The following is a 17,089-nucleotide window of genomic DNA, read 5'->3' on the forward strand; positions in this document are numbered from 1 at the left end:
TCCGGATGCTGGGCCGGCCGCTCACCGGGCCGGGGCGAGGCCTCCGGAGACGGACGCGGCGCCGCCCGCCGACTGGGCCTCGACCCGGTAGCCGTCGCCACTTGCCGGGCGCACGCCGGTGGCGTGGTTGAACTGGCAGGCGAACTCGTGCTGCCCCGCCGGTACCGTGCGGCCCGGCTTGAGGACCCAGCGGTAGACCAGCGCGCCGCCGGACTCCTGGACGGTGACGGTGAAGTCGTCGGCCGGCAGGGTCCGCCAGGTGCCGGTGTCCCGTACGTCACCGGTCTGGGCGACGCGCAGCTCCACGGTGAGCGAGGTGAGCGGCTGGGCGGTCCTGAGGAGGAGGTTGTCCTGGCCCCAGTAGACGGTGCTGTGCGGGTCGACCGATCCCTCCGACCACAGCGGCCCGTTCTGGGCCCGGTTGCCGGCGGACGGGGCCGGGCGCGGGCTGGTCGCGGCGGCGGCGGCGGCGGTGGCGGGGGCCGGCGCCGGGGCGGCGGTGGCCGCAGGCGCAGGCGCGGACGGGGTCGGCGTCGGCGTGACCGCGGGGGAGGGGGTGGCCGGAGCGGTGGTGGCCGGCGGCGTCGGAGTCTGGACGAGTCCTGACACCGCCGCCACGGCGAGCGTGCCGGTGGCCAGGATGCCGACGGCGGCCAGGGCGGCGATCGAGGCCTTGGGCCACGACCGCAGGCCCGAGCGGGTGCGGTGGCGGACGGCGGGACCGGCCGCTCCGCGCTGCATGCGGGCCAGCATCCTCGCGCGGTCGGGCTGGTGGGCTTCGGCGGCCTCGCGCAGCTGCTGGGCGATCTGCTCGTGCTCGTTCACCGGTTCCTCCTTCCTGTCGCCAGTTCGCCGACCGCTCGTGCGCCGAGTGCGCGTTCCAGCTCGGCCATCCCCTTCGAGGTCTGACTCTTCACCGTACCGACCGAGATGCCGAGCGCCGCCGCGGTGTCCTTCTCCGACAGGTCGAAGGCGTGCCGCAGCACCACGCAGGCCCGCTTGCGGAACGGCAGTCGGGCGAGCGCCTCGCGGACGTCCAGGACGGCCGCGACGTCGGGCCCGGAGGTCCTCTCCGGGCTGCGGGACCAGAACAGCAGGACGCGGCGCCGCTCGCGGACCGCGCTGCGGATCCGGGCCCGGGCCATGTTGGCGACCACCCCGCGGGCGTAGGCGAGGGGGTGGTCGGCCGCGCGGAGCCGGTCCCAGCGTTGCCACAGCGCGACCAGGGCGTCCGCGGCGAGGTCGTCGGCCGCGTCCGTCTCGCCGGTCAGGAGGTGGGCGAGACGGGCGAGTTCGGCGTAGTGGCGTTCGAAGAAGTCGTGGAACTCCGCGGACGCGTCATCGAGGAGCATGTGCCCCGGTCGCCCTCTCCCTGCAATGTGAGCGTTAACAAGCGGCATGAGCCTAGCAGCGCGCCGTTCCGGGCCGGGGCGGTGGTCGCCCCGGTCGGCGACCGCCGCCCCCCGCCCGACCCGCGGCGCGGTCAATGCCGGGCGAACTGGACGCGGGTCGGCTGGACGACGTCCGGCTTCACCGCGATCCCGTCGACGGTCAGCTGCTCCCCGTAGACGTCGGTGATCCTGATCGCCCCGCCGCACCCGGTGCCGTCCGGCGAGAGGAAGTAGTTGTAGTCGGTGCGGGTCAGCTGCCGCCAGCCGTCCCCGGTCCGGACCTCCAGGGCCGCCACCGGGTTCCGGTGACCGACCACCTGGAGCCCGCACCACCACTGGGAGGATCCGACCTTGTACCGGATCGACATCGTGTCCGGCGCCGTGCCCGGGCTCAGCAGCGTCCAGGTGATCGGCAGGCGCCCCACCGAGAGGTCCGCGAGCTTGGCGAAGGCCTCGTGGCTCAGGTCGAGCTGCCCGGGCGCGCAGGGCAGGGGGCAGTCGTTGACGATCCGCACCGTGATGCTCGCGCCGTTGGCGGCGCGGACGAGCACGGACGCCCCGCACGCCCTGGACGTCTCGTAGTCGGTGTGGTTCATCGCCGCGACCATGAGGTCGTCGGACGGGCCGAACGAGCAGGCGCCGTTGCCGTCGGCGGCGTCGTAGGACGTCGCGACGCCCTGGTAGCTCGCGCCGGGCTTGATCCGCCCGCTCAGGGACGCGGGCGCCGGAGCGGTGCGGGCACTGCTGCTGGTGGCGGCCGAGGGGGACGGGGTGGCCGACGGCCGCCGCGTGGGAGTGGCCGAGGGCGAGGGGGAGGCGGCCGACGGCGGTGCCGTCGAGGGCGTGGGGCCGGTCGGGGTGCCGGTGCCCGGCGGTGTGGCCGGCGGTGTGCCCGGCTCGGTGGCCGCGACGGAGGCGGCGGCCGGCTCCGCCGAGGCCCCGCCGGCCCCGCCGCTCCCGCCGCCCGGCAGCAGCGCGAAGGCCAGGAGGACCAGCACACCGACCGCCACCAGCGCCAACGGTATGCCCATGACCAGCCCACGCCTGCGGTTCGGCGGTGGGGCGGCATGCTTCGTTGCCTTCATTCCCGTCCATTTCGGTAGCTCGACTGCGGAGGGTCGAATCGACCTCGCACCGACCAGTGGTCGCCGGAGGCGGAAAGGTTGCCGCTCCGGCGCAGGTTTCTCGGAACCGGCGGAGGTGGGCGGCTCCGCGCCGCCAACCTCCGCCCGGGCCGGTCAGGACGGGTCGCCGTAGACCACGCCGCGCCCGTAGCCGCCCAGGTACACCCGGCCGTAGACGTCGGGGTCGCCGGAGACGACGTTGATGACGCTCCCGCCGAACTGGTGCTGGTCGTCGTTGATCCGCGTCCAGGTCGACCCGCCGTCGGTGGAGCGGAACAGGCCGGTGACGCCCTTGACCTTCCCGCTCAGGTAGAGGGCCTGGTAGCCGGCACCGGGCGCGGCCTTGCCGAAGCCGACGGCGCCCGCCTGCGCCACGCCGTCGAGCCTGCGGAAACTCGCCCCGCCATCGGTGGAGTGCCGCAGCCCGTTGCCCCCGCCGGCGATCCACAGGTCACCGGCGACACCCGGGACGGCCCTGAGCTGACCGTCGCCCAGCCCGGTGGCCCGGGCCGCGAAGTGCCACCCGCCGTCGGTGGAGGCGTACAGGGTGCCGCCGCTGAGGGCGTAGAAGGTGCCCGCCGCCGAACGGTCGGCCACCACCGCCGCGTCCCTGGGCAGGCCGGACACCGCCGACCAGGACGCGCCGCGGTCGGTCGACAGGAACGGCGCCCGGCCCGCCGGGGTCCACACCACGGTGCCGCCGTCCGCCGAGACGGCCGCCGACCCGCCGCCCGCGTCGCCCACCGGCGCCGTCGCGAACGGCGCCCAGTTCGCTCCGCCGTCGCCCGACCAGGCGCCGTGCTGCGCGCCGCCGAGGCCGACCCGCACCACGAACTCCGGCCTGCGCTGGGCGAAGTCGATGCCGGTGGTGTTGGTGAACAGCGGCCCGCTCAGCGCCTTGGCGGGGACCTTCGTCAGGTCCTCGTGCCGGAACCCGCTGACGTCGCCGAGCGCGCTGATCAGCGGCTGGCCGGGCGGCTTGACCAGCGCGAGCGTCGCGGTCTCCTCCAGACCCTTGGCCGGGATGTTCCAGTGCGTCGGGCGCCCGCTGTCCGCCGCCGTCACGTCGGTGCTGCCCCACATGCCCGAACCGGTGCCGTACAGCACGTGCCCGGAGTCGAAGGGGTCGATGGTGAGCGCTCCCATCCAGTGCCCGATGCCGGTGCCCACGTACGGCGCCGCCGAGTCGTCCCGCTGCGAGCTCGCGCCCAGCGCCTTCCAGGAGGCGCCGCCGTCGGTCGAGCGGTACAGCTCGTCGGAGGGCCACCAGCGGTCCAGCGTGCTGACCATCACGGTGGCCGGGTGCTGCGGGTCCACCGCCAGGCCGGCGAAGCCGTAACCGCCGCTGGACGGCGAGACGTTCCTCCAGACCCCGGTGGACGGCGCGTACTTCCACACCGAGCCGGCCGTCACCCCGTTCGGGCCGGGCGCGTCGGTGTACGTCAGGTACAGCGAGCCGTCGCCGGACAGCACGCCGTGCTGCGGCAGTTGGCCGGTCGGCTGCCCGGGGACGGCCTGCCAGGTGGCGCCGCCGTCGGTGGAGCGGTACAGCGAGGCCGACCTGTCGGCCGCCCCCACGTAGATCGTCCTGCTGCCGGCCGGGCCGAAGGTGACGAAGGACAGGCCGACCCCGCTGCTGGCACCGTCCTTGACGGGGAAGCCGCCGACCTGGCTCCAGGTCGCGCCGTAGTCGGTGCTGCGCCACAGCCCGTTCTTGCGGGTGCCCAGGTAGAGCGTGCGGTTGTCGGAGGGGTCCACCACCAGCCGCTCGCCCATGGAGCGGCCGTCCTCGTTGCCGCCGAGCTTGAACGGCAGGTCGGTGCGCTGGAACGTACGGCCCTGGTCGGTGGAGCGCAGGATCGCGCCGTTGCCCGCCCAGTCGTTGGTGTAGGTGCCGCTGGCCAGGTAGAGACGGTTCGGGTCGACCGGGTCGGTGGCCAGGCTCTCGATCCCGAGCAGGTTCCAGTCGCCGCCGCCGATCCAGTCGGTCAGCGAGGTCCACCGCCCGGCGGCCGCGTCCCAGCGGTAGGCGCCGCCGATGTCCGTCCGGGCGTACAGCAGGTCCTTGCGGGAGGGGTTGAAGACCAGGCCGGTGACGAACCCGCCGCCGACGATCTGCGCGTTGTGCCAGGTGTACCCGCCCGCGCCGGCCACCTTGACCAGCCGCCACCGCTGGTTGGAGCCGCCGTGGTCGGCGTACTGGATGAGCGGCACGCCCTCGTCGCTGCCGCCGCCCCACACGTCCAGCACCAGGCCGCTGGCGCCGGAGGCGAAGGTCACCGTGCCGTCGCCGACGTCCCGCATCCGCCACTGCTGGGCGGGGGCGGCGTGGTCGGTCTGCTGCTCGATCGCGGCGGCGGACTGCGCGGAGTTCCCGCGCACCCCGAGGACCTTGTGGCTGCCGCGGTTCTCCAGCTCGTAGGAGCCGTCCCCCGTCAGCCGCAGCCGCCACTGCTGGCTCGCGGCGCCGGCCGCGGGGTTCATCTGCCGGATCCAGGCGCCGTCGGCCGTGTCGGCCCCGGGCACGTCCAGCGCCTTGTCGCTGCGGACGGACACCAGCGTGTAGTAGGCGTCGGGATCCACCGACGCGGCCCTGGAGTCGGCCTGCACGAACAGCAGGTACGGGCCGAGCACGCCGGGCACGCCCAGGGCCAGGCCCAGCGTGGTCCAGCGCCGGCGGTGACGCCCACGGGGACGCCGCACACCGCCGGCGGCCGGGCGGGCGCGCCGCCGACCGCGGCCGTTCGCCGCGGGATCCGTCTCGTTCATGGGGGGCTACTCCTTGCTTCGGCCCCGCCGACGCGCTCCCGCCACGGCGGGCGGGGCGCGACGGCGGTCGGCGGATCGGACGACCCGTGGGCGTCTCGCCCTCGGTGTCACCCGTCAGTTGCCGCCGTGGGCGGAAGGGTTGCCGCACGGTCGAAGGAACTTCCCGGCGGACGTGTGCGCGCCCCTGAGGCACTCCGCCTCGACGGTTGGGCCGGCGCCTGAACAACATGTCGGTCCACCTGCCCCGGCACTCCCGCCGCACGACCGGTCAGGTGTCGGCCGGCCCTCGTCGTGCTCGTCCTGGTGCTGCCGGCCCGCTGAAGTCCGACCGGGCCGGAAACGCACCTCGCCCCCGGCCGTCCGATGGCGGACGGCCGAGGGCGAGGGCGTCAGGGGTGCTCCGGCGTCAGGAGCCGGCCCGGCGCTTGTTGTAGACGTCGAAGCCCACCGCCGCGAGCAGCACCAGGCCCTTGATCACCTGCTGGTAGTCGGTGCCGACGCCGACCAGCGACATGCCGTTGTTCAGCACGCCGAGCACCAGGCCGCCGATGATCGCGCCCAGGACGGTGCCGACGCCGCCGCTCGCGGAGGCGCCGCCGATGAAGGCGGCGGCGATCGCCTCCAGTTCGAAGTTGACGCCGGCCTGCGGGGTGCCGGCGTTGAGCCGCGCGGCGAAGACCAGCCCGGCCAGCGCCGCGAGGACGCCCATGTTGGTGAAGGCGAGGAAGACGACCCGCTTGCTCTTCACCCCGGACAGCTTGGCCGCCGGCTCGTTGCCGCCGATGGCGTACGTGTGCCGGCCGATGATCGAGTTGCGCATCAGGTAGCCGAAGCCGACCAGCAGGGCGCCGAGGATCAGCAGCACGATCGGCACGCCGTGGTAGCTGGCCAGCAGCAGGGTGAACACGAGCACGGCCGCCGTGATCACGGCGAGCTTCACCAGGAACAGCCCGAGCGGGAGCACCTCCAGCCCGTACGAGGCGGTCTGCCGCCGGCCGCGCAGCTCCTGGAGGAGCGCGACGGCCAGCACCGCGAGGCCGAGCAGCACGGTGAGGTTGTGGTAGTCGGTGTGCGGGCCGACCTCGGGGAGGAAGCCGCTGCTGATGCTCTGGAAGCCCTTGGGGAACGGCGCCACCGACTGGCCCTGCAGCAGGATCTGGGTGCCGCCGCGGAACAGCAGCATGCCAGCGAGGGTCACGATGAACGACGGGATCCCGAGGTAGGCGATCCAGAAGCCCTGCCAGGCCCCGGCGAGGGCGCCGACCACCAGCGCGACCACCATCGCCACCGGCCACGGCACGTGGTGCTCGACCATCATCACCGCGGCGGCCGCCCCGACGAAGGCGGCCAGTGAGCCGACCGAGAGGTCGATGTGCCCGGCGATGATGACGATCATCATCCCGATCGCCAGGATGAGGATGTAGCCGTTCTGCTGGATCAGGTTGGTGATGTTGAGCGGCTGGAGCAGGATGCCGTCCGTCCAGATCTGGAACAGCAGCACGATCAGCGCGAGCGCGACCAGCATGCCGTACTGTCGCACGTTGCCGCGCAGCGCGCGGGCCAGGACGGAGCCGACGGACGGGCTCGGACCGGGCTCGGGGACGTTCTGGGCGGAGTCCGGGATGATCTCGGTCTGGGCCATGCCTCACACCTGCTCGTTGCTGGATGCGGAGCTCATGGTCATGAGCCGCATGAGGGATTCCTGGGTGGCGTCGGCGCGGGCGACCTCGCCGGTGATCCGGCCTTCGGCCATGGTGTAGATCCGGTCGCACAGGCCCAGGAGTTCGGGGAGTTCGGACGAGATGACGAGCACGGCCTTGCCCTGGGCGGCCAGTTCGGCGACGACGGTGTAGATCTCCGCCTTGGCGCCGATGTCGATGCCCCGGGTGGGCTCGTCGAGGATCAGCACCTCCGGCTCGGCGAAGATCCACTTGCTGAGGACGACCTTCTGCTGGTTGCCGCCGCTGAGCGTGCCGGTCGTGGTGAACACGCTCGGGGCCTTGATGTTCATGGTCCGCCGAAACGATTCGGCGACCTTGCTCTCCTCGTGCCGGTCGACCCGGCCGTACCGGGCGACCTTGCCGAGCGCGCTCAGCGAGATGTTCCGGCTGATGTCGTCGATCAGGTTGAGGCCGAAGTGCTTGCGGTCCTCGGTGACGTAGGCGATGCCGTGCCCGATCGCCTCCGGCACCGTCCGGGTGCGGACCTCCCGGCCGTGCAGCAGCACCCGCCCGCGGCTCCAGCGCCCGTACGAGCGGCCGAAGACGCTCATCGCGAGCTCCGTGCGGCCGGCGCCCATCAGGCCCGCGATGCCGACGATCTCGCCCCGCCGCACGTTCAGGCAGGCACCGTCCACCACGGTGCGCTGCTGGTCGATCGGGTGCCGGACGGTCCAGTCCTCGATCTCGAAGGCGACCTCGCCGACGTCCGGGGTGCGTTCGGGATAGCGGTGCTCCAGGTCCCGGCCGACCATGCCGCGGATGATCCGGTCCTCGGAGATGCCCTCCGGGCCGATCGCGATCGTCTCGATCGTCCGCCCGTCGCGCAGGATGGTGACGGCGTCGGCGACCCGGGCGATCTCGTTGAGCTTGTGCGAGATGATGATGCAGGAGATGCCCTGCGCCTTGAGCTCCAGGATCAGGTCGAGGAGCTTGCGGCTGTCCTCGTCGTTCAGCGCGGCGGTCGGCTCGTCCAGGATGAGCAGCTTGACCTTCTTGGCCAACGCCTTGGCGATCTCGACCAGTTGCTGCTTGCCCACGCCGAGGTCGGCGATCCGGGTGTGCGGGCTCTCGACCAGACCGACCTGCCGGAGCAGGTCGGCGGCGTGGGTGAGCGTCCGGTGCCAGCTGATGATGCCCCGGGTGGCGTGCTCGTTGCCCAGGAAGACGTTCTCGGCGATGGACAGGTACGGCACCAGGGCGAGCTCCTGGTGGATGATCACGATGCCGCGCTGCTCGCTGGCCCGGATGTCCCTGAACCGGCAGGGCTCGCCCTCGAAGAGGATCTCGCCCTCGTAACTGCCGTGCGGGTAGACCCCGCTGAGCACCTTCATCAGGGTGGACTTGCCGGCGCCGTTCTCACCGCAGATGGCGTGCACCTCGCCGGCGGCGACGCTCAGGTTGACTTCGGAGAGCGCCTTGACACCGGGGAACGACTTGCTGATCGACCGCATTTCGAGAACGGGTCCGGCCATGGGTGTGCGTCCGTATCGATCGGGGCGGTGCGGTGGGGGAGCCCTCGGGCGCCCGGGGATCGACCCGGGCGCCGCCGCGCCGCCGGTTCGGCGTGGGGCCCCGCGAACGGGGCCCCACCGGCTACTTGAGCTGGTCCGCGGTGTACTGGCCGCTATCGACCAGGACCTTCTGGTAGTTGTCCTTGTCGACGCTGACCGGCTGGAGCAGCTGGGCCGGGACGACCTTCGCGCCGTTGTTGTACTGGGTGGTGTCGTTGACCTCGGGCTTCCCGCCGGTCAGCAGCGCGTCGCCCATCTGGACGGCGACCTTGGCGAGTTGGCGGGTGTCCTTGTAGACGGTCTGGGTCTGCTCGCCCGCGATGATCGACTTCACCGAGGCCAGCTCGGCGTCCTGGCCCGTGACGACGGGCAGGGACTTGGCGTTGCCGTAGCCGACGCCCTTGAGCGAGGAGAGGATGCCGATCGAGATGCCGTCGTACGGCGACAGCACGGCGTCGACGTGGGCGCCGGTGTAGGCCTTGCTCAGCAGGTTGTCCATGCGGGACTGGGCGAGGCCGCCGTCCCAGCGCAGCGTGGCGACCTGGTTGAAGTCGGTCTGGCCGCTCTGCACGACCAGCTTCTTCTGGTCGATGTACGGCTTGAGGACGCTCATCGCGCCGTTGAAGAAGAAGGTGGCGTTGTTGTCGTCCGGCGAGCCGGCGAACAGCTCGATGTTGAACGGCCCCTTGCCGTCCTTGAGGCCGAGCTTGTCGGCGATGTAGCCGCCCTGGAGGACGCCGACCTTGTAGTTGTCGAAGGTCGCGTAGTAGTCGACGTTCTGGGTTCCCCGGATCAGCCGGTCGTAGGAGATGACCGGGATGTGCGCGTCGGCGGCCTTCTGCAGCACGTTGGTGAGGGAGGAGCCGTCGATGGCGGCGATCACCAGCAGCTTGGCGCCCTTGGTGATCATGTTCTCCACCTGGGCGACCTGGTTCTCCACCACGTTGTCGCCGTACTGCAGGTCGGTCCTGTAGCCCTTGGCCTGGAACTCCTTGACCATGTTGGTGCCGTCGTTGATCCAGCGTTCCGACGACTTGGTCGGCATCGCGATGCCGACGAGTCCGCCCTTGGCGTCGCCCTTGGCCGCCCCGTCGCCGACTCCGTTGGCGCTCTGCCCGCAGGCCGCCAGCGAGAGCGCCAGGCCCACCGCGACGAGGCCTGCTGAAAGCTTCCGCACAGTTCCTCCAGTGATGATGTTCCGCGACCGGGACGATGCGCCCCTGGATGGGCGACCGGGAGCGGTCGAGCGGGGCCGGCCGGAGCGGTCCCGCGTGCTGTGGAACGTCGGGATGACGGTAGCTCTGGCCTGGCGTGACATGAAGTGTTAACGCTAACAAGTTTGGCGTCAAGGGCTCTTGGATCACCGTTGGATCGCGGTGCCCCGCCCGGTCGGCACTCCGGGTGCGCTCCATCTGCGGGAAGGTTCTCCGGGACCGCCTTCGATGAACGTTCGGCGAATTGCCCGTGAGCGCGGCGGCCGGCACGGTGAGGTGCCGGGCCGGCGGGGCGGGCGGAACCCCTGCCGGGGTGCGGCGGAGCCCCCGCCGGGGCGCGGCGGAGCCCCCGCCGGGGCAGGGCGGGGGCGGGCCGGGGCGATCGAGGGCTCAGGACCTCCTGGCCACCCGCCTGGCGCGCAGCCGGTCGGCCGTGATGGCCAGGCCGAGGACGCAACCGAGCACGATGTCGGTGTAGTTGGAGTTGATCTGAAGTGTCGTCAGCCCGTTGTTGATCAGCTCCAGCAGGACGGCGCCGGCGACGATCCCCAGCACGCGCCCCTGCCCTCCGGTCAGGCTGACCCCGCCGATCACCGCGGCCGCGATCGCCGAGAGCTCCCAGCCGACGCCGACGCCGCTGGCGGAGCCGACCCCCATCCGGCCCAGCACGAGCATCCCGGCGAAGGCCGACACCAGCGAGGACGTCACGTACATCGAGACCACCCGCCGGTCGCCGCGGATGCCGGCCAGCCGGGCCGCCTCGGGGTTGCCGCCGACCGCGTAGACCTGCCGCCCGGCGTAGGTGCGCTCCAGGAAGAACCACGCGGCGGCGGTGACCACCGCGAACAGCACCAGCGGCACCGGGACTTGGGCCAGGTAGCTCTGGCCGACGTCGCCGAAGAACGGCGAGATGCCGACGATCGAGGTGCCGGAGGTGATCGCCAGGGTCACGCCCTGGGCCACGGTGTAGGTGACGAGCGTGACCACGAACGGCGGCATCCGCAGCCGGGTGACGGCCAGTCCGTGGAGCAGGCCGACCAGGCCGGCGATGCCCAGGGTGGCCAGGACGGCCAGACCCGCGGGCAGGCCGGCCCGGACGTTGAACCAGGACATCAGGATCACGCTGGTGCCCAGCAGGGCGCCCACCGACAGGTCGATGCCGCCGGTCAGGATGACCAGCGACTCGCCGATCGCGATCAGCCCGTACTGGGCCAGGTCGGCGCCCATGCCCTGGAGGTTGACGGCGCTGGCGAAGGTGTCCCGGGCCAGCGCGAGCGCCGCGAACACGGCGACGCAGGCGAGGACGACGCCCACCTCCGGGGTGTCGACCAGCGCGCGCAGCCGGCTCCGGGCCGGCGCCGCCGTGGACCGGCGGGCGGGAGCGGTCTCGGCGCTCATGCGGAACCCTCCCCGTGCGCCGCCGGCTCCGGCCGGCTGGTGGCCGCTGTCATGATCCGCTCCTTGCCGAAGTGTTCGCGCGGAAGGTCCGCGACGATCCGTCCGTGGGCCATCACGAGGATCCGGTGGCAGATCCACAGCAGTTCCTCCAGTTCGGACGAGGCGGCCAGGACGGCGAGCCCGTCCGCCGCGGCCCGGTCGATGAGCCGGTAGATCTCGGCCTTGGCCCCCACGTCGACGCCGCGGGTGGGTTCGTCGAGCAGCAGCACGTCGGGGGTGGCGTGCAGCCAGCGCCCGAACACGACCTTCTGCTGGTTGCCGCCGGACAGGTCGCCGATCGGCTGCTCCTGGCTGTGCAGCCGGACGCCCAGGCCGTCCACGATCCGTTGTGAGCGCGCACGGTCGCCGCCGGGGGTGAGCACGCCGTGCCAGGAGTCGCGCCGGAGGGTGGCCAGGGTCGCGTTCCAGCGCACCGGGTGCGCCAGCAGCAGGGACTGCTCCTTGCGGTCCTCCGGCACCAGGCCGATGCCCGCGGCGACGGCGTCGGCGGGGTGGCGCGGGCGGAAGCGGCGCCCGCCCAGTTCGACCTCGCCGCCGGTGCGCGGCTGCGCGCCCATCAGGGTGTGCAGGAGCCGGCTGCGGCCCGAGCCCATCAGTCCGGCCACGCCCACGATCTCGCCGGCCCGCAGGTCCAGGTCGACCGGGCCGAGGCCGTCCGCCGTCAGCCCCCGGGCGGTCAGGACGGTGCGGGCCGCCGCCGGGACGGGGCGCACGGCCGCGTCGCGGGCGAGCTCGCCGCCGACCATCTCGCGGATCAGCCGCGCCTCGGTGGCCTCGGCCGGGCCGAGGTCCGCGACCAGGCGGCCGCCGCGCAGCACCACGACCCGGTCGGCGATGTCCCGGACCTCGTCCAGCCGGTGGCCGATGAACAGCACCGCGCCGCCGTCCGCGGCGTGGCGCCGGGCGAGGGCGAGGACCTTCCCGGCCTCGACCGGCCCGAGCGAGGAGGTCGGCTCGTCCAGGATCAGGACCAGCGGCCGGTTGCCCCAGGCCTTGGCGATCTCGATCATCTGCCGCAGCGGAACGGGAAGTTGCTCGACCGGCCGGTCGACGTCGATGCCCTCGACGCCGATGTCCGCGAGCAGTTCGCGGGCCTCGCGCCGGGTGCCGGCGCGGTCGAACAGGGCCCGGCGCAGCCTCCCCGCACCGGGGGCGGACCGGGTGCGCCGGCCGAGCAGCAGGTTCTCGGCCACGCTGAGGCGGCCCACCAGCGGGAACTCCTGCGCCACCAGGCTGACGCCGAGCGCCTTCGCGTGGTCGGGCCGCCCCGGCTGGAGCGGGCGGTCCGCGACCAGGACCTCCCCGGCGGTGGGGGAGACGGTGCCGGACAGCACGCCCATCAGGGTCGACTTCCCGGCGCCGTTCTCCCCGACCACACAGGTGATCTGACCGTGCATCAGGTCGAGCTCCGGGATGTCCAGCACGGTGACCGGCCCGTAGCTCTTGCGCACCTCGCGCAGGGCCGCGGCCGGACGGGCGGCCGCGGGGGCGGCTGGCCCGGTCATCCGGTGATGCCGAGCTGGGCCTGCTTGGCCCGGAAGTCGGCCAGGTTGTCCGGGGTCACCACGCCCACGCCGGAGCTCAGGGTGCTGCCGTCTGGCTCCAGGAACGGCTTGACGACGGCCAGCGTGGCGTCCTTGCCGAGGACCTTGAGGGCGGCCAGCAGGTAGGCGCCGGTGTAGCCCTGCTGGTAGGGCGACTGGACGACGGTCGCCTGGATGACGCCCTGCTGGATGAACGTCAGGGTCTGGGCGTCGCTGTCGTCCGAGACCACCTTGACCTTCCCGGCCTTGCCGGCGGCCTGCACCGCCTGGGCGGCCGAGGGGCCGTCGTAGGAGTAGACGCCGTACAGGCCGGTCACGCCCGGGTCGGTCTGGATCGCGGTCTGCGCGTTGGTGAGGGCCTTGGCCGCGTCCATGTTGTCGGCGAGCTTGTTGGACACCTTGATGTCGGTGCCCTTGAGCGCGTCCTCGAAGCCCTGGATGCGTTCGACGGCGTTGGAGGCGGTCAGCGAGCCCACCAGCACCACGACCTTGCCGTGGCCGCCCAGCGCGGTCCTCATCGCCTCGCCCGCGCGCTTGCCGGCCTGGTAGTTGGGCGTGCCGAGGTAGAGCGCGGCGCCGTCCTCGGCGGGCAGCGGCGAGTCGATCGCGAGGACCGGTATGCCGGCCGAACCGGCGGACTGGATGGGCGACTTGACGGCGGTCGGGTCGATCGCGGAGAGCGAGAAGGCGGAGATGTCCTGGCCGCGCAGGGTCTGGAGGATGGACAGCTGCTGGTCCAGGCGGCCGTTCGCCGGGGCCTGGAAGGTGCCCTTGACCCCGAGGTCGGCGAGGCCCTTGGTGAAGCCGGCCTTGCCGGCGTTCCAGTAGTCCACGGAGACGTTGACCACCATGGCCAGGTCCAGCCGGGAGAGGTCCTTGCCCTGGAGGGTGGCCTTGAGCGCGGCGTCGAGGCGGGTCAGGTTGTCGTCGTTGAAGGTGATGTCGCCCTGGATCGCGGGCGCGGCGGCCGAGGAGCCGCCGGCGGGGGTGCCGGAGTCGCCGGCGCCCTGCTTGCTGCAGCCGACGGCCAGGGCCAGGACGGCGAGCGCGGCGGACGCGACGCGGACGGTCCGGGGGCGTCGGCGGATGGGTGCGCGCATGTGGTGGTTCCTCTCGATCGCTGCCGGTGGGTGGGGGAGCAGGTGAAAGGCGCGGCGAACCGGCAGCCGTGCTCGGTTGCGCCGGAGTGGAGTGTGAGCGCTCACATTGGCCAGCGTCAACCTCCGTGCAACCGAGCTGGGATGACGGACCGACAGCCCGGCGGGCCTGACCGGCCGTTCCTCGGTGCGATGTGTCAAAAGCCTTGACGGCACAGGGTCGGTGCGGCACTGTCACCGGTCCAGGAACCCTCCACCTCCGGCCCGGGGCTGAAGAGTGCTGCCCCGGGGCGGATTGTTAGCGCTCACTTTCCTTTCTGGCCGCGCTCAACGATGAGCAGGGAGGCACCATGAGTGACGACAACGGAACGACCCGGGGACGCGGCGCGCTGCGCCGCCTCGCCCGGGCCGGGGCGGCCCTCGCCGTCCTGGTCGGCGCCCTGGCGGGCGCCACCGCGACGAGCGGCGTGGCCCAGGCGGCCACCCAGGGACCGTGCGACATCTACGCCGCCGGCGGCACGCCCTGCGTGGCCGCGCACAGCACCACCCGCGCCCTGTACGCCGGGTACGGCGGGCCGCTCTACCAGGTCCGGCGCTCGTCGGACCAGGCGCTGAAGAACATCGGCGCCCTGAGCACCGGCGGCTACGCCGACGCCGCCGCGCAGGACGCCTTCTGCGCCGGCACCAGCTGCGTGATCACCGTGATCTACGACCAGAGCGGCCGGGGCAACCACCTCACCCAGGCACCCGGCGGCGGGGCCGCGCCCGGCCCGGACAACCTCGCGGACGCCACCCTGGCGCCCACCACGCTGAACGGCCACCGGGCCTACGGCGTGTACGTCGCGCCGGGCACCGGCTACCGCAACAACCACACCTCGGGCGTCGCGACCGGCGACCAGCCCGAGGGGATGTACGCGATCCTCGACGGCAGCCACGCCAACGGCGGCTGCTGCTTCGACTACGGCAACGCCGAGACGAGCAGCACCGACACCGGCAACGGTCACATGGAGGCGATCTACTTCGGCGCCATCAAGGTCTGGGGCTACGGCAGCGGCCCCGGGCCCTGGGTGATGGCCGACCTGGAGAACGGCCTGTTCTCCGGGGCCAACCCGGGCTACAACGCCAACGACCCGACGGTGAACCACCGCTACCTGACGGCCATGGTCAAGGGCGCGCCGAACCAGTGGGCGATCCGCGCCGGCGACGCCCAGTCCGGCGGGCTGTCGACGTTCTACTCCGGGCCGCGCCCGAACGCGTCGGGCTACAACCCGATGCACAAGGAGGGCGCGATCATCCTCGGCATCGGCGGCGACAACAGCAACGGCGCCCGAGGCACCTTCTACGAGGGCGTGATGACCTCCGGCTACCCGTCCGAGGTCACCGAGAACGCCGTCCAGGACAACATCGTCGCCGCCGGCTACGCCACCTCCTCGGGGCCCGCCACGGGGGCGCTGCGCGGCACCGGCTCGGGCAAGTGCCTGGACGTCCCCAACGCCTCCAGCACGCCCGGGCTGCAGGCGCAGATCTACGGCTGCTCCGGCGGCGCGAACCAGACCTGGACCCGCACCGCGGACGGGCAGCTCACGGTGAACATCGCCGGCAGCACCCTGTGCCTGGACGCGTACGGCGCCGGCACGGCGGACGGCACCAAGGTGGTGACCTGGCCCTGCAACGGCGGTGCCAACCAGAAGTGGCAGTTCAACTCGGACGGCAGCGTGACCGGCGTCCCGTCCGGCCGCTGCCTCGATGTCTCCGGGGGGCTCACCGCCGACGCCACGCCCGTCCAGCTGTGGAGCTGCTGGGGCGGCGACAACCAGAAGTGGGCCCTCGGGTAGGCCCCGGCGCACCCGGCCGGGCCCCGGCACCGCGTCCCCGCGGAGCCGGGGCCCGGCCGCAGTCGGCCCGTAGTCGGCCTGCGGACGGTGGGGCGGCGAGGGCGGCGGGGCGCGGGGCGGCGACGGGGAAACCGCCTCCATGGAGGAGGTGTGAGCGTTAACTTGGCGATATTGGCACATGTCAGCAGCCTGCGCGGCTGGTATGAAGAGAAACCGCCGGTTGAACCGAGGGTGACGGATTGGCCTGGACCTGGTCGCGTACTGTGGTCCACAGCCGAGGAGGGGACTGCGAGTGGGAACCGATAGCGCCGGGACGGAACAGCGCCAGCCCGTGATGGCGGACGTGGCGAAACTGGCGGGCGTTTCCCACCAGACCGTGTCCCGGGTGCTCAACGGCGCCCCGCACGTCCGGCCGGACACCCGGGACCGGGTGCTGGCCGCCATACGGGAACTGGACTACCGGCCCAACTCCGCCGCCCGCACGCTGGTCACCCGCCGGTCGCAGACCCTCGGGGTGGTCAGCTTCGACTCGACCCTGTACGGCCCCGCCTCGATGCTGGACGGCATCGAGCGGGCCGCGCGCAGCGCCGGGTACTTCGTGAGCGTGACCAGTCTGCGTTCCCTGGACGGCCGTTCGGTCCAGGAGGCCGTCGACCGGCTGCGCGACCAGGGGGTGGAGGGCGTGGTGGTGATCGCGCCGCAGACCTCCTCCGTCAGCCCGTTGGCCAAGCTGTCGAGTTCGGTGCCGCTCGTCGCGGTGGGTTCGGGCAACCAGACCCATGTGCCCATGGTCTCGGTGAGCAACGGCTACGGCGCCGGCGAGGCCACCGGGTACCTGCTGGACCTGGGCCACCGCACCGTGCACCACGTGGCGGGGCCGGCCAACTGGCTGGAGAGCCGGGACCGGGAGGAGGGCTGGCGCCTCACGCTGCGGGCGGCCGGCGCCCCCGTGCCGGAGGTGCAGCGCGGCGACTGGAGCGCCCGCTCGGGCTACCAGGCGGGGCTGCGGCTCGCCCGACTGGACGACGTCACCGCCGTGTTCTGCGCCAACGACCACATGGCCCTCGGCCTGCTGCGCGCCCTGCACGAGGCCGCCCGGTCGGTGCCGCACGAGATCAGCGTCATCGGCTTCGACGACATTCCGGAGGCCGCCTACTTCACCCCGCCGCTGACCACGGTGCGGCAGGACTTCGGTGAACTCGGCAGGCGGGCCCTGGAACTCCTCGTCGGGGAGCTGGAGGGGGCCGCGCCCTCGCCGGCCCACGTGCAGATCACCCCGGAGATGGTGGTGCGGCGCAGCGTCGGCCCGCCCGCATGGCGCTGAGCCGGTGGCGCGTAGCCGCTCCGCGGCTCGGCGACCCGACGCGACCCGACCCCGGCCGACCCCGGCTCGACCCGACCGCTGAGCTCCCGGTGTCTCGGGTT

At 72.8% G+C, this 17,089-nt stretch carries 12 protein-coding genes; 2 read left to right on the plus strand and 10 right to left on the minus strand.

Features of this window, described 5'->3' with window-relative positions; translation table 11 throughout:
- Positions 1-21: 21 nt before the first annotated feature.
- The 10 genes from VM95_RS13820 to VM95_RS13865 all read right to left on the minus strand — a co-directional run bounded on the left by VM95_RS13820 (position 22) and on the right by VM95_RS13865 (position 13,832).
- Positions 22-825: a hypothetical protein gene (locus VM95_RS13820; RefSeq protein WP_045696201.1), complete on the minus strand. Its 804-nt coding sequence runs from the start codon at positions 823-825 to the stop codon at positions 22-24.
- Complete coding sequence (locus tag VM95_RS13825; RefSeq protein WP_045696204.1) at positions 822-1,352, minus strand: SigE family RNA polymerase sigma factor; 531 nt, start codon at positions 1,350-1,352, stop codon at positions 822-824. Before VM95_RS13825 ends, VM95_RS13820 begins: the two co-directional genes overlap by 4 nt.
- Positions 1,353-1,483: 131 nt before the next feature.
- Positions 1,484-2,422 carry an expansin EXLX1 family cellulose-binding protein gene (locus tag VM95_RS13830; RefSeq protein WP_244178757.1) on the minus strand — a complete coding sequence of 313 codons (939 nt, stop codon included), beginning with the start codon at positions 2,420-2,422 and terminating at the stop codon, positions 1,484-1,486.
- Positions 2,423-2,629: 207 nt separating this feature from the next.
- Positions 2,630-5,284: an RICIN domain-containing protein gene (locus VM95_RS13835; protein ID WP_078859859.1), complete on the minus strand. Its 2,655-nt coding sequence runs from the start codon at positions 5,282-5,284 to the stop codon at positions 2,630-2,632.
- A gap of 406 nt (positions 5,285-5,690) precedes the next feature.
- The gene (gene mmsB / locus VM95_RS13840; RefSeq protein ID WP_078859861.1) at positions 5,691-6,926 is read right to left on the minus strand and encodes a multiple monosaccharide ABC transporter permease; all 1,236 of its coding nucleotides are present in this window, start codon (positions 6,924-6,926) and stop codon (positions 5,691-5,693) included.
- A 3-nt stretch (positions 6,927-6,929) separates the two neighbouring features.
- Positions 6,930-8,477, minus strand: a complete 1,548-nt coding sequence (mmsA, locus tag VM95_RS13845; protein WP_045696208.1) for a multiple monosaccharide ABC transporter ATP-binding protein — start codon at positions 8,475-8,477, stop codon at positions 6,930-6,932.
- Between the two features lie 121 nt (positions 8,478-8,598).
- Positions 8,599-9,693 (minus strand): multiple monosaccharide ABC transporter substrate-binding protein, encoded by a 1,095-nt coding sequence (gene chvE, locus VM95_RS13850; protein ID WP_045696210.1) that lies wholly within the window; start codon positions 9,691-9,693, stop codon positions 8,599-8,601.
- Positions 9,694-10,120: 427 nt separating this feature from the next.
- Positions 10,121-11,128, minus strand: a complete 1,008-nt coding sequence (locus VM95_RS13855) for an ABC transporter permease (RefSeq protein ID WP_045696211.1) — start codon at positions 11,126-11,128, stop codon at positions 10,121-10,123.
- Positions 11,125-12,693 (minus strand): sugar ABC transporter ATP-binding protein, encoded by a 1,569-nt coding sequence (locus VM95_RS13860; RefSeq protein ID WP_045696213.1) that lies wholly within the window; start codon positions 12,691-12,693, stop codon positions 11,125-11,127. The genes VM95_RS13855 and VM95_RS13860 overlap by 4 nt, the downstream gene beginning before the upstream one ends.
- Entirely contained in the window at positions 12,690-13,832 is a 1,143-nt protein-coding gene (locus tag VM95_RS13865; RefSeq protein WP_045696215.1) for a substrate-binding domain-containing protein, read from the minus strand. The genes VM95_RS13860 and VM95_RS13865 overlap by 4 nt, the downstream gene beginning before the upstream one ends.
- Positions 13,833-14,179: 347 nt before the next feature.
- Between VM95_RS13865 and VM95_RS13870 the strand changes: the two genes are divergently transcribed.
- Together VM95_RS13870 and VM95_RS13875 are read left to right on the plus strand one after the other, a co-directional pair.
- Entirely contained in the window at positions 14,180-15,664 is a 1,485-nt protein-coding gene (locus VM95_RS13870) for an arabinofuranosidase catalytic domain-containing protein (RefSeq protein ID WP_078859863.1), read from the plus strand.
- 292 nt (positions 15,665-15,956) lie between these two features.
- A complete protein-coding gene (locus VM95_RS13875) occupies positions 15,957-16,988 on the plus strand; it encodes a LacI family DNA-binding transcriptional regulator (RefSeq protein WP_244178758.1) in 1,032 nt (343 codons plus the stop codon).
- Positions 16,989-17,089: the final 101 nt, after the last annotated feature.

It is taken from the genome of Streptomyces rubellomurinus, from assembly GCF_000961885.1.
In the GTDB taxonomy this organism is placed as follows: Bacteria; Actinomycetota; Actinomycetes; order Streptomycetales; family Streptomycetaceae; genus Kitasatospora; species Kitasatospora rubellomurina.